This is a genomic window from Pseudomonas sp. UYIF39, assembly GCF_029963765.1.
GTDB lineage: Bacteria > Pseudomonadota > Gammaproteobacteria > Pseudomonadales > Pseudomonadaceae > Aquipseudomonas.
This window is the reverse complement of sequence record NZ_JALBYU010000024.1, coordinates 42162-54804: the sequence shown is the minus strand read 5'-3', so window position 1 is coordinate 54804 and position 12643 is coordinate 42162. Positions and strand designations below refer to the sequence as shown.

At 59.3% G+C, this 12643-nt stretch carries 10 protein-coding genes and 1 pseudogene; 9 read left to right on the top strand and 2 right to left on the bottom strand.

What is annotated here, in order from left to right; all coding sequences use genetic code 11:
* Window positions 1–167: 167 nt before the first annotated feature.
* Entirely contained in the window at window positions 168–890 is a 723-nt protein-coding gene (locus MO767_RS25135) for a tellurite resistance TerB family protein (RefSeq protein WP_282482726.1), read from the bottom strand.
* A gap of 186 nt (window positions 891–1076) precedes the next feature.
* Here MO767_RS25135 and MO767_RS25130 point away from each other — a divergent pair, with 186 nt between their 5' ends.
* From MO767_RS25130 to MO767_RS25095, 8 genes are all read left to right on the top strand, one after another.
* A complete protein-coding gene (locus tag MO767_RS25130) occupies window positions 1077–1991 on the top strand; it encodes a LysR family transcriptional regulator (RefSeq protein WP_149631243.1) in 915 nt (304 codons plus the stop codon).
* A gap of 100 nt (window positions 1992–2091) precedes the next feature.
* On the top strand, window positions 2092–3579 hold the full coding sequence (locus MO767_RS25125) for a gamma-aminobutyraldehyde dehydrogenase (protein ID WP_282482725.1): 1488 nt from the start codon (window positions 2092–2094) through the stop codon (window positions 3577–3579).
* 82 nt (window positions 3580–3661) lie between these two features.
* Window positions 3662–4813, top strand: coding sequence for a putative ABC transporter substrate-binding protein YdcS (gene ydcS / locus MO767_RS25120; protein ID WP_282482724.1), 1152 nt, complete (start codon window positions 3662–3664; stop codon window positions 4811–4813).
* Between the two features lie 189 nt (window positions 4814–5002).
* Window positions 5003–6040: an ABC transporter ATP-binding protein gene (locus MO767_RS25115; RefSeq protein WP_282482723.1), complete on the top strand. Its 1038-nt coding sequence runs from the start codon at window positions 5003–5005 to the stop codon at window positions 6038–6040.
* A 1-nt stretch (window position 6041) separates the two neighbouring features.
* Window positions 6042–6989, top strand: coding sequence for an ABC transporter permease (locus MO767_RS25110; RefSeq protein ID WP_282482722.1), 948 nt, complete (start codon window positions 6042–6044; stop codon window positions 6987–6989).
* Window positions 6979–7788 carry an ABC transporter permease gene (locus MO767_RS25105; protein ID WP_282482721.1) on the top strand — a complete coding sequence of 270 codons (810 nt, stop codon included), beginning with the start codon at window positions 6979–6981 and terminating at the stop codon, window positions 7786–7788. The genes MO767_RS25110 and MO767_RS25105 overlap by 11 nt, the downstream gene beginning before the upstream one ends.
* A 50-nt stretch (window positions 7789–7838) precedes the next feature.
* Complete coding sequence (locus tag MO767_RS25100; RefSeq protein WP_282482720.1) at window positions 7839–9263, top strand: gamma-aminobutyraldehyde dehydrogenase; 1425 nt, start codon at window positions 7839–7841, stop codon at window positions 9261–9263.
* Between the two features lie 146 nt (window positions 9264–9409).
* Entirely contained in the window at window positions 9410–10894 is a 1485-nt protein-coding gene (locus MO767_RS25095; protein ID WP_282482719.1) for an amino acid permease, read from the top strand.
* Window positions 10895–10972: 78 nt separating this feature from the next.
* On the opposite strand, the gene MO767_RS25090 is transcribed toward MO767_RS25095, so the two are convergent.
* Entirely contained in the window at window positions 10973–11563 is a 591-nt protein-coding gene (locus tag MO767_RS25090; RefSeq protein ID WP_282482718.1) for a hypothetical protein, read from the bottom strand.
* A 562-nt stretch (window positions 11564–12125) separates the two neighbouring features.
* Here MO767_RS25090 and MO767_RS25085 point away from each other — a divergent pair.
* A pseudogene (locus MO767_RS25085) lies at window positions 12126–12620 on the top strand (Bro-N domain-containing protein).
* The last annotated feature ends 23 nt before the right edge of the window (window positions 12621–12643 follow it).

Below are 12643 nucleotides of genomic sequence, written 5' to 3'. Positions count from 1 at the left end.
ATTTCAAATGCTGCCGAGTATAGCCGAGGGCGGGGTTAAATCTGGAAAGCGTTGCGCGCCACTTCTCATACCCGGCAAAAACAGCCGGAATTGGCCCTGTAGGGAGCATGTAGCGCGGCTGAAGGCGCCTTCGCGATACGACTTGCCCGCGAAGGCGGCCTGATGACTTACACAGACACTTGGCGAACCTGCTTTTCCAGCTCAGCCTTAAGCCCCGGCTCAAGCTTGAGCTGACGCGCCAATTCATCCAGGTAGGACTTCTCCATGAAGCTCTCTTCATCCACCAACATCACACTGGCGATGTACATCTCCGCAGCCATTTCCGGCGTGCTCGCGGCGCGGGCAACTTCTGTCGGGTCGAGCGGTTTGCTGAGTTCGGCATGCAGCCACTGCTGCAATTCCTGATCGTTGTCGAGTTTGGTGAATTCGCCTTCTATCAGCGCACGTTCACGCTCATCGACATGGCCATCGGCTTTAGCGGCGGCCACCAGCGCTTTGAGAATCGCCTGGCTGTGCAGTTCGACTTGCTCTGCCGGCAAGCGATCGAGGGTTTGCGGTTCAGTCTTCGGTGCGGTGCCCTGCTGAGCCTGCCAGTTGCCATACGCCTTGTAGGCAATCACGCCCAATGCGGCGAGGCCGCCGTAAGTCAGGACCTTGCCCCCGACATTGCGCCCTTTCTTGCTGCCCAGCAGCAAGCCCATGGCACCCGCCGCCAACGCCCCGCCGCCTGCGCCCGACAGCAAACTGCCGAGGCCACCCGAACCGCCGCTGCCGCCGAGCAATCCGCCCAAACCACCGCCGGAGGTCTTGTTTTGTGAGCCGCCAGCCTTGTTCTGCAACATGTCCTGACCGGACTTGAGTAGCTGATCGAGCAATCCACGCGTGTTCATTTGCCGCCTCCTAAAAGGGGTTAACCGGATCAATAAGGCCACCAGCCTAGTTCGAAAGTGCCCGGCATTCGGGGGCGAGAGTGCTTCGAGATGTTGCACAGCGCCGCTCAGCCGACCATGGCCCTTCAGAAAAATGGATATACACTCAAGCAAATCTATAAAAACCGCCCACCGGGTACTTTCTCCATGATGACCTTGCGTCAGATCCGTCACTTCATCGCCGTGGCCGAGACCGGCTCCATCTCCGCCGCTGCGCAAACCGCGTTCATTTCTCAGTCCACCTTGACCCTGGCTATCCAGCAACTGGAGCAGGAAATCGGCGTCGGCCTGTTCAACCGTCACGCCAAGGGCATGACGCTGACCCACCAGGGCCACCAATTCCTACGCCAGGCGCACCTGATTCTGGCGACGGTGGATAACGCCAAACGCAGCCTGCAACAGAGCACCGATCAGGTCGCCGGGCAGTTGATCATCGGCGTGACCAGCCTGGTGGCCGGTTACTACCTTGCGGATCTACTTACTCGTTTCCAGCGCGCCTACCCCAATGTCGAGATCCGGGTGATGGAGGACGAGCGCCCTTACATCGAGCATTTGCTGGTCAGCGGCGAGATCGATGTAGGCGTACTGATCCTCTCCAACCTCGAGGACCGCCACGCCTTGCAGACCGAAGTGCTGACCCACTCGCCCCATCGGTTATGGCTGCCGGCCCAGCATCCGCTGCTGGAACACGACAGCATCAACCTCGCCGACGTGGCCCGCGAACCGCTGATTCAGTTGAACGTCGATGAAATGGATCGCAACGCGCAACGCATGTGGGCGGCGGCTTCGCTGCAACCGCGCATCACCTTAAGAACGGCGTCGACGGAGGCCGTGCGAAGCCTGGTGGCAGCGGGATTGGGCGTGTCGATCCAGCCAGACATGACTTACCGCCCGTGGTCACTGGAGGGCGACATCATCGAAGCCCGCCCGATCGCGGACCTGAGCCAGACCCTCGACGTCGGCCTGGCTTGGCGTCGTGGCACCGCGCGCCCTGTGCTGGTGGACCCGTTCCTGACCGTCGCCCGCGAGCAACCCCACGGCGGACGCAAGCCATCTATTTAATCGAACGCCACCTTCAGTATTTAGAATTTGTCGACCTCGGGTCTGAGCACTAGTCTTGCTGCATCTATAAGACGGCCGGGCCCCAGTCACAGGGAGCAGCATGGCCACACAAGAAAAGAGAACCCGAAAAATGGCTGGCGCGCAGACCCCGTTGTTTACCGCGTTGTTGATCGATGGCGAATTGGTCGCGGGCCAGGGGTTTGTCGAACCGATCCTCAACCCGGCCACCGGTGAAGTGCTGACCCACATCGCCGAAGCCAGTACCGAGCAAGTCGAAGCCGCGATCCTCGCCGCCCACCGCGCCTTTGCCGGTTGGTCGCGGACCACGCCGCAGCAACGCTCGAACCTGTTGCTGGACATCGCCAACGCCATCGAAAAACAAGCCGACCTCCTCGCCCGTCTCGAATCGCTGAACTGCGGCAAGCCGTTGCACCTGGCGCGTCAGGATGACTTGAGCGCCACGGTCGATGTGTTCCGCTTCTTTGCCGGCGCCGTGCGCTGCCAGACTGGCCAGCTCAGCGGCGAATACCTGCCGGGCTACACCAGCATGGTCCGACGCGATCCGATTGGCGTGGTGGCGTCGATTGCGCCGTGGAACTACCCGATCATGATGGCCGCGTGGAAAATCGCCCCGGCCCTGGCCGCTGGCAACACGCTGGTGTTCAAACCGTCCGAGCACACGCCGCTGTCGATTCTGGCCCTGGCGCCCGCGCTGGCTGAGATCCTGCCGCGCGGTGTGATCAACATCATTTGCGGCGGCGGTGAAGGCGTCGGCAGCCACTTGGTCAGTCATCCTAAAGTGCGCATGGTGTCGTTGACTGGCGATATCGTCACCGGGCAAAAAATCCTCCAAGCCGCAGCAAAAACCCTCAAACGCACTCACCTCGAACTCGGCGGCAAGGCCCCGGTGATCGTCTGCAACGATGCCGACATTCAAGCCGTGGTCGAAGGCGTGCGCACTTACGGCTATTACAACGCCGGCCAGGATTGCACCGCGGCCTGCCGAATTTATGCACAGGCCGGGATTCATGACCGCTTGGTGGCCGAACTCGGCGCGGCGGTCAGCAGTTTGCGCTTCGCCGGCAAACGCGACGCCGACAACGAGATCGGCCCGCTGATCAGCACCCGCCAACGCGACCGCGTGGCCAGTTTCGTCGAGCGCGCCCTCGGCCAGCCGCACATCGAACGAGTGACCGGCGCGGCGGTGCATTCCGGCGCCGGCTTCTATTACCAGCCGACGCTGCTGGCCGGTTGCAAGCAAGGCGATGAAATCGTCCAGCGCGAAGTGTTTGGGCCGGTGGTCACCGTGACCCGTTTCGATCAGCTCGAACAAGCCGTGGACTGGGCCAACGACTCGGAATACGGCCTCGCCTCCTCGGTCTGGACCCAGAACCTGGACAAGGCGATGCAGGTCGCGGCGCGCTTGCAGTACGGCTGCACCTGGATCAACAGCCATTTCATGCTGGTCAGCGAGATGCCCCACGGCGGCCTGAAGCGTTCGGGCTACGGCAAAGACTTATCCAGCGATTCGCTTCAGGACTACAGCGTGGTGCGGCACATCATGGCCCGCCACGGCCAGCATCTCTGACTACGCTTATAACAAGCCGCTAACGGCATGCTTCACCACGTTCAAAACTGCCCCGACCATAATTAAAGAAGAGGGAAACCCCATGTTCGTGCACAAGACCGCACTGCTCAGTGCAATCACCACCGCGCTGCTGGCCAGTGCCAGTATCCAGGCCGCCGAACCGCTGAAAGCCGTTGGCGCAGGCGAAGGTCAGCTGGATATCGTGGCCTGGCCTGGCTACATCGAACGTGGCGAAAGCGACAAGGCCTACGACTGGGTCACCGGTTTCGAGAAGGAAACCGGCTGCAAGGTCAATGTGAAAACCGCCGCCACATCCGATGAGATGGTCAGCCTGATGGCCAAGGGTGGTTACGACCTGGTGACGGCGTCGGGCGATGCTTCCCTGCGACTGATCGTCGGCAAGCGTGTGCAGCCGATCAATACGGCGTTGATCCCGAACTGGAAGAACATTGACCCTCGCCTCAAGGATGGCCCTTGGTACGTCGTCAATAAGCAAACCTACGGCACCCCGTACCAGTGGGGCCCGAACGTGTTGATGTACAACACCAATGTCTTCAAAACCGCCCCGGACAGCTGGAGCGTGGTGTTCGAGGAACAAACCCTGCCGGACGGCAAGTCCAACAAGGGCCGGGTCCAGGCCTACGACGGCCCGATCTACATCGCCGATGCGGCGCTTTATCTCAAATCGAAACAGCCAGAACTGGGCATCAAAGACCCGTACCAGCTCAACGAAGTCCAGTACAAAGCGGCGCTAGACCTGCTTCGCAAGCAACAGCCCTTGATCCACCGCTACTGGCATGACGCGACCGTGCAGATGAGTGACATCAAGAACGAAGGCGTGGTGGCATCCAGCACTTGGGGCTACATGGTCAATGGCCTGGTGGCCGACAAGCAGCCAGTGGCCTCGGTTATTCCAAAGGAAGGTGCAACGGGTTGGGCCGACACCACCATGTTGCACGCCGAAGCCAAGCACCCCAACTGTGCCTACAAGTGGATGGACTGGTCGCTGCAGCCGAAAGTACAAGGTGACGTATCGGCCTGGTTCGGCGCACTGCCCGCAGTGCCTGAAGGTTGCAAGGCCAGTGAATTGCTCGGCGCCGAAGGCTGTGCAGCCAACGGTTACGCTCAGTTCGCCAACCTGGCCTTCTGGAAAACCCCGCAGGCTGAAGGCGGCAAGTTTGTGCCGTACAGCCGCTGGACCCAGGACTACATCGCGATCATGGGCGGTCGCTAAGCCCCCTGTAGCAGCTGCCGAGGCACGAGGCTGCGTTGCGTGTCCGCAGGACCGCCCCCAGGGCCGCTGCGCAGCCCGACGCAGCCTCGTACCTCGACAGCTGCTACGACGCTGTTCATTAAGTTTCAGTTTTTCAGACGTCCAGGCAGGGCCGCTGTGACGGCCCTCGCCTTTTTGGAGCACCGCACCATGACGCTTGCAGTCCAGTTCACCAACGTTTCCCGTCAGTTCGGCGAAGTGAAGGCCGTTGACCGGGTTTCCATCGATATCCAGGACGGCGAGTTCTTTTCCATGCTGGGCCCTTCCGGTTCGGGCAAAACCACCTGCCTGCGCCTGATCGCCGGTTTCGAACAACCGAGTGCAGGCTCTATCCGTATTCACGGCGAAGAAGCCGCCGGGCTGCCGCCGTATCAGCGTGACGTGAACACCGTGTTCCAGGATTACGCGTTGTTCCCGCACATGAACGTACTCGACAACGTCGCTTACGGTTTGAAGGTCAAAGGCGTCGGCAAGTCCGAACGCCAGAAGCGCGCCGAAGAAGCCCTCGACATGGTCGCCCTCGGCGGCTACGGCGAGCGCAAACCGGTGCAGCTGTCCGGTGGTCAGCGCCAGCGTGTCGCCCTGGCCCGCGCCCTGGTCAATCGCCCTCGCGTGCTGCTGCTCGACGAACCGTTGGGTGCGCTCGACTTGAAGCTGCGCGAGCAAATGCAGAGTGAGCTGAAGAAGCTGCAACGCCAGCTCGGCATCACTTTCATTTTTGTTACCCACGACCAGACAGAAGCGCTGTCGATGTCCGATCGTGTGGCGGTGTTCAACAAAGGGCGCATCGAACAGGTCGACACTCCGCGCAACCTCTACATGAAACCGACTACATCCTTTGTGGCGGAATTCGTCGGCACCTCCAACGTGATTCGCGGCGATCTGGCGAAACAATTGAGCGGCAATCCACAGCCGTTCTCGATTCGCCCGGAACATGTACGTTTCGCCGAAGGGCCGCTGGCCAGCCATGAAATTGAAGTCAGCGGTTTGCTCCATGACATTCAGTACCAGGGCAGCGCCACGCGCTATGAAGTGAAACTGGAAAACGGCCAGACCCTGAACATCAGCCAGGCCAACGTCCAGTGGCTGGACGTCAGCGCGCAACATCAGACCGGGCAACGCATCAGCGCGCGCTGGGCACGGGAAGCAATGATTCCGCTGCACGACACCGTCGTCGGTGGGGTGTGAGATGAACAGCGTGGCTCTCCCTCAAACCCCGACCGGCGGCTCGCCATTGCGCAGGTTTTCCAACCTGCTGTATCGCCGGCCGAACTTGTACCTGACGATGCTGCTGGTACCGCCGCTGCTGTGGTTCGGCGCGATCTACCTCGGCTCGCTGCTGGTGCTGCTGTGGCAAGGCTTCTACACCTTCGACGACTTCACCATGGCGGTCACGCCTGACCTGACCCTGGCTAACTTCGCTGCCCTGTTCCAGCCATCGAACTTCGACATCATCCTGCGCACCTTGAGCATGGCCGTCGTCGTGTCGATCGCCAGCGCCATCGTCGCGTTCCCGATTGCCTATTACATGGCGCGCTACACCACCGGCAAAACCAAGGCGTTTTTCTACATCGCGGTGATGATGCCGATGTGGGCCAGTTACATCGTCAAGGCGTATGCCTGGACCTTGTTGCTGGCCAAGGGCGGCGTGGCGCAGTGGTTCGTTCAACACCTGGGTCTGGAGCCGGTTTTGCAGTTCGTTTTGGGCATTCCGGGCGTCGGCGGCAGCACCTTGTCGACCTCGCACCTGGGGCGCTTCATGGTGTTCGTCTACATCTGGCTGCCGTTCATGATCCTGCCCATTCAGGCCTCGCTTGAACGTCTGCCGCCGTCCTTGCTGCAAGCCTCGGCCGACCTCGGCGCCACGCCGCGCCAGACCTTCATGCAAGTGACTCTTCCACTGTCGATTCCGGGCATCGCGGCCGGTTCGATCTTCACCTTTTCGCTGACCCTGGGCGATTTCATCGTGCCGCAACTGGTGGGCCCGCCGGGCTACTTCGTCGGCAGCATGGTGTACGCCCAGCAAGGCGCGATCGGCAACATGCCGATGGCCGCGGCCTTCACGCTGGTGCCGATTGTGTTGATCGCCATTTACCTGACTATCGTGAAACGACTGGGGGCCTTCGATGCACTCTGAGAAAGCATCCTTGGGCCTGCGCATCGCCGCCTGGGGTGGGTTGGTGTTTTTGCACTTTCCGATCCTGATCATCTTCCTGTACGCCTTCAACACCGAAGACGCAGCGTTCAGTTTTCCGCCCAAGGGCTTCACCCTGAAGTGGATCGGCGTGGCGTTCTCGCGTCCCGACGTGCTGGAAGCGATCAAGCTATCGCTGCAAATCGCTTCCGTCGCGACGTTGATTGCGATGGTCCTCGGCACGCTGGCATCGGCGGCGTTGTACCGCCGGGATTTCTTCGGCAAGCAAGGCATCTCACTGATGCTGATCCTGCCGATTGCCTTGCCGGGGATCATTACCGGTATCGCCTTGCTGGCGACCTTCAAGACGCTGGGCATCGAACCGGGGATGTTCACCATCATCGTCGGTCACGCGACCTTCTGTGTGGTGATCGTCTACAACAATGTCATCGCCCGGTTGCGCCGCACTTCGCACAGTTTGATCGAGGCCTCGATGGACCTCGGCGCCGACGGCTGGCAGACCTTCCGCTACATCGTCCTGCCGAACCTCGGCTCGGCGTTGCTGGCCGGCGGCATGTTGGCGTTTGCCCTGTCGTTCGACGAAATCATCGTCACAACCTTCACCGCCGGCCATGAACGCACCCTGCCGCTGTGGCTGTTGAACCAGCTCAGCCGCCCACGGGACGTGCCGGTGACCAACGTCGTCGCGATGCTGGTGATGATGGTGACCATGCTGCCGATCCTCGGCGCTTATTACCTGACCCGTGGCGGCGAAAGCGTTGCGGGCAGTGGCGGCAAGTGATTTTCCTGACCATTCCAATAATGAATTTGCGGTAGAAAGAGGACAAAGCCATGCAAACCAAACTCTTGATCAATGGCCAACTGATCGACGGCGAAGGCCCCGCCCAACCGGTGTTCAACCCGGCCCTCGGTCGGGTGTTGATCGAAATCAACGAAGCCAGTGAAGCCCAGGTCGATGCCGCCGTGCGTGCTGCCGACAGCGCCTTCGAAGGCTGGTCGCAAACCACACCGAAAGAACGTTCGCTGCTGCTGCTCAAACTCGCCGACGCCATCGAAGCACACGGCGAAGAACTGGCCAAACTGGAGTCGGATAACTGCGGCAAGCCTTACAACGCCGCGCTGAACGACGAGATCCCGGCAATTGCCGACGTGTTCCGCTTCTTCGCCGGCGCCAGCCGTTGCATGAGCGGTTCGGCGGGCGGTGAATACCTGCACGGCCACACCTCGATGATCCGTCGCGATCCGGTTGGCGTGATCGCGTCCATCGCACCGTGGAACTACCCGCTGATGATGGTCGCCTGGAAAATCGCCCCGGCCCTCGCGGCGGGTAATACCGTGGTGCTCAAGCCGTCGGAACAAACCCCGCTGACCGCGCTGCGTCTGGCGGAACTGGCGTCGGAGATTTTCCCGGCCGGTGTGCTTAACCTGGTGTTCGGTCGAGGTCCTACGGTCGGCAGCCCATTGGTCACACACCCGAAAGTGCGCATGGTCTCGTTGACCGGTTCGATCGCCACCGGTTCGAACATCATTTCCAGCACCGCCGACAGCGTCAAACGCATGCACATGGAACTGGGCGGCAAAGCCCCGGTGATCATCTTCGACGACGCCGACATCGACGCCGCAGTGGAAGGCATTCGCACCTTCGGCTTCTACAACGCCGGTCAGGACTGCACCGCCGCCTGCCGCATCTACGCGCAGGAAGGCATCTATGACAAGTTCGTCGAGAAGCTCGGCGAAGCGGTCAGCAGCATCAAGTACGGTCTGCAGGATGATCCGTCGACCGAGCTCGGGCCGCTGATCACTGCGCAACATCGCGACCGCGTGGCCGGGTTTGTCGAGCGCGCCGTGGCTCAGCCGCATATCCGTTTGATCACCGGTGGCAAGGCTGTTGAGGGCAATGGTTTCTTCTTCGAACCGACTGTGTTGGCGGACGCGCATCAGGATGACGAGATTGTTCGTCGCGAAGTGTTCGGGCCGGTGGTGTCGGTGACCAAATTTACCGATGAAGCGCAGGTGCTCGGTTGGGCCAACGATTCGGACTACGGCCTGGCATCATCGGTCTGGACCTCGGACGTCGGTCGCGCGCATCGCTTGTCTGCACGCTTGCAGTACGGCTGCACGTGGGTGAATACGCACTTCATGCTGGTCAGCGAAATGCCGCACGGCGGTCAGAAACTGTCCGGTTATGGGAAGGACATGTCCATGTACGGGCTGGAGGACTACACCGTCGTTCGGCATGTGATGTTCAAGCATTAAAAAAGCTTCGCGAGCAGGCACATTCCCCTGCTCGCGATGGCCTCACCGCAACACAAAACAATAACCACCGATCCGGGCAACGCCGTCATGGCTCTGTCACGGTTTCGGACATCCGAAATCTGCCGATTTTGCGGAGTTAACACACCATGAGTGCATCACCCGAACTCTCTGCAGCCGTTGCCGACAGCGACGCCGAGCAACTACGCAAGCTGGGTTACACCTCGAACTTCAATCGCAGCATGAGCCTGTGGGAAAACTTCGCCCTGGGCTTCACTTATCTCTCGCCGGTCGTAGGGGTTTATACCCTGTTCGGCCTGTGCCTCGCCGCCGGTGGGCCACCGATGTTCTGGGCCTATTTGCTGGTCGGATGCGGCCAGTTGCTGGTGTGCCTGATCTTCGGCGAAGTGGTCTCGCAGTTCCCGATCTCCGGCGGCGTGTACCCGTGGGCTCGTCGCTTGGTGGGCAAGCGCTGGGCGTGGATGGTCGGCTGGATCTACTCCATCGCCCTGTGCGTCACCATCGCCGCCGTTGCGGTGGGCGCCGGTCCGTACCTGGCCGCCATGATGGGCTTTGAACCGAGCAACAACACCAACATCGTCATCGCACTGTTCCTGACCTTGTTCGCCACCCTGGTCAACCTCAGCGGCACCAAGGTGCTGGCACGGATCGCCATGTTCGGCTTCCTCTGCGAGCTCGTCGGTGCGGTGATCGTCGGTGTTTACCTGCTGATCTTCGAACGTCATCAGTCGATCAGCGTGTTGTTCAACACTTTCGATATCAGCATTGACGGCTCCTACCTTCCGGCGTTCCTCACCGCCTCGCTGGCGGGGATGTTCCTGTATTACGGCTTCGAAGCCTGCGGCGACGTGGCCGAAGAAACCCCGAACCCGAGCAAGCAGATCCCGGTGGCCATGCGCATGACCATCTACATCGGCGGCATCGCGGCGATGTTCGCCTGCCTGGCGCTGATCCTCGCGGTGCCAGACATGCAAGCGGTGATCAACGGCACCGACAAGGACCCGGTGACCACCATCCTCAACAACGCCTTCGGCCCGGTCGGTTCGAAAGTGGTGATGGGCGTGGTGATGATTTCCTTCATATCCTGCGTCATCAGCCTGCAAGCGGCGGCGAGTCGTCTGCTGTATTCCTACGCTCGGGATGAAATGGTCATCGGCAGCTCACTGCTGAAGAAGATTTCCCCTACGACCCAGGTTCCGGTTGCGGCGCTGTTCGTGTCCGGCGTCCTGCCGGCGCTGATCATTGTGCTGGGCTTCTTCCTGCAGGATGCGGTGGCAACCATCGTCAGCTTTGCGGCCATCGGTATCTATCTGGCATTCCAGATGATCGTGCTCGCCGCGTTGTATGCGCGCATGAAGGGCTGGAAACCGAACGGCAAATTCACCCTCGGCGCCTGGGGCTGGGCGGTGAACATCGGCGCGCTGGTCTATGGCGTCGGCGCGATCATCAACATGGCTTGGCCGCGCACGCCGGATGCGGTGTGGTACATCAACTACGCGATGGTGTTGAGTACTGCGATCGTGATTGGGCTGGGGCTGCTTTATATGTGGCTTGCCAAGCCGTATGACCATGGGACTGCGCCTGCGGGGGATGCTTGGAAGGTTAGTCGATAAGGTTTTTTGCTCGCTCGGCACCGCTAGTGGTGCCGGCGCTGAAATATCCCCTTTCTCACACTTCTAGAGAAAGGGGAGTTAATGGCGGCTATTGACTGAAGAGAAAGCCATCAAAGCAACAGTTCTGCTTGATCGTGCTTCAGCACAGATATGCTGATCGAAAAGTTTGATTTTTTCATCTGCCTTTTGTTTGGCGTAGTCCGACATAAATGCAACAAGCCCATCAAGCTGACTCACATTTCCTACCACTTTAAAAGCTTTTTCTTTATTAACGAAAACTAGCGAATTTTTCTTTTGAGACAACAACTCAATTACGTTACTCAGTGTTCCAGTACTTTTTGCATCCCATATCATCAAGCCGTAATCCGCAGCCTCGGCCATGACAACATCCTTCGCCGTAAAAAAAGCTCGCGACCCTTTGGAGTGCTTGGTTTCCACGATTCTAGCGGGCCACTCTCCAAGATTGTTTCGCGGGACCACGCCACTGCAATAAATAGTAGTTTTAGATCGAGCCAGGCTCAACAGATACTCTTGAATAGAAGTATCGGCTCCACCTGCGTCGCCAACCACGACATCAAACTCTGAATCAACGATATTATTGATACGCTCTTTAACCTTCGGATCAAGGTGCTTGATATTAATAGAGCCCGCAATAAATACAGTTGTCATCTATCTCATTTCCAAGTTAATGCCGCGACGTAGATCTTTCCCACCTTGGGATGGCCCCAAGGACCGTCTATCTGTTTGAGGGATACTTTCAAGGCATTCTCCATTTTTAAACCCTGTCCATAAGCACCGAAATTTCCTTGGCGCTTTTTGACCATAGACAATGAAAATAGAGTTTCCAGTCAAACGCCGCGTGGCGCTGACTGTCATGCAAAAACAGGAAGTTCCTAAAGATCAAGCCTTCCAGAAAAGACTCTGATTCCTACAGCATGCGGCGCCAAGGTAGACTTGGCGCCGCGAGCGCCTGAACGATAGGCTTTACCTCGTCGCTGCCAAATCAGCGACCCGGGGTCGAAGCCGGGAAATTTCAAAACGGTGCTTACGCGCCCCCATAGAATTGAGGCAGTTTCATGTCTTCAGTTCTGATTTATGGCGGGCCGTGTGGCGCGGGCCTTCCGGCTTCCGTTTTGATTGGAAGTGTCCCGACTTCGAACGCCACTCGGTCCGCCACCCAACCTGTCGAAGGGTTGGTGGCGACTTTCCTACTCAAAACGGAAGTCACTTCATGTCAGCACACGCTCAAAACTCGCTTTTACCTTACTTCTCCCCAACCATCTTCACCCGCCACAACCGCTTCCTCCCCGCCTTCATGCAGGACAACCAAGCCTGGTTCTGAGTCCAGGATCTCGGTCGCTTGATGGGCCGCCCGATGCACCAACGCCTCACCCTGAAACTTGATCCGGACCAGCGTCGATACGTCTGGTTGCTCAAGAATGGGAAAACTTTCGAATCACTGATGGTCAGCGAATCAGGGATGTATGCCCTTCTGGTGCACCATTTCGTCCCGGAAAACCGAAACCTTCGCCAGTGGTTGAGCAACGTGGTCATGCCAATGCTGCGTGAATCGAAAGCGGCATCTGTGGATAACATTCCAAGCCTGAGTTCATTGCAGTGGGCCGGGATCTCGGTGCCGCTGCTGCATTGGCAGCATCAGGCCTGGATCAAGTGGCGGGATATGCCTGATCTGATGCAGGCACAGCGGCCATTCACCACTGGTTGAGTTGATGCACAAAGGGACGGACT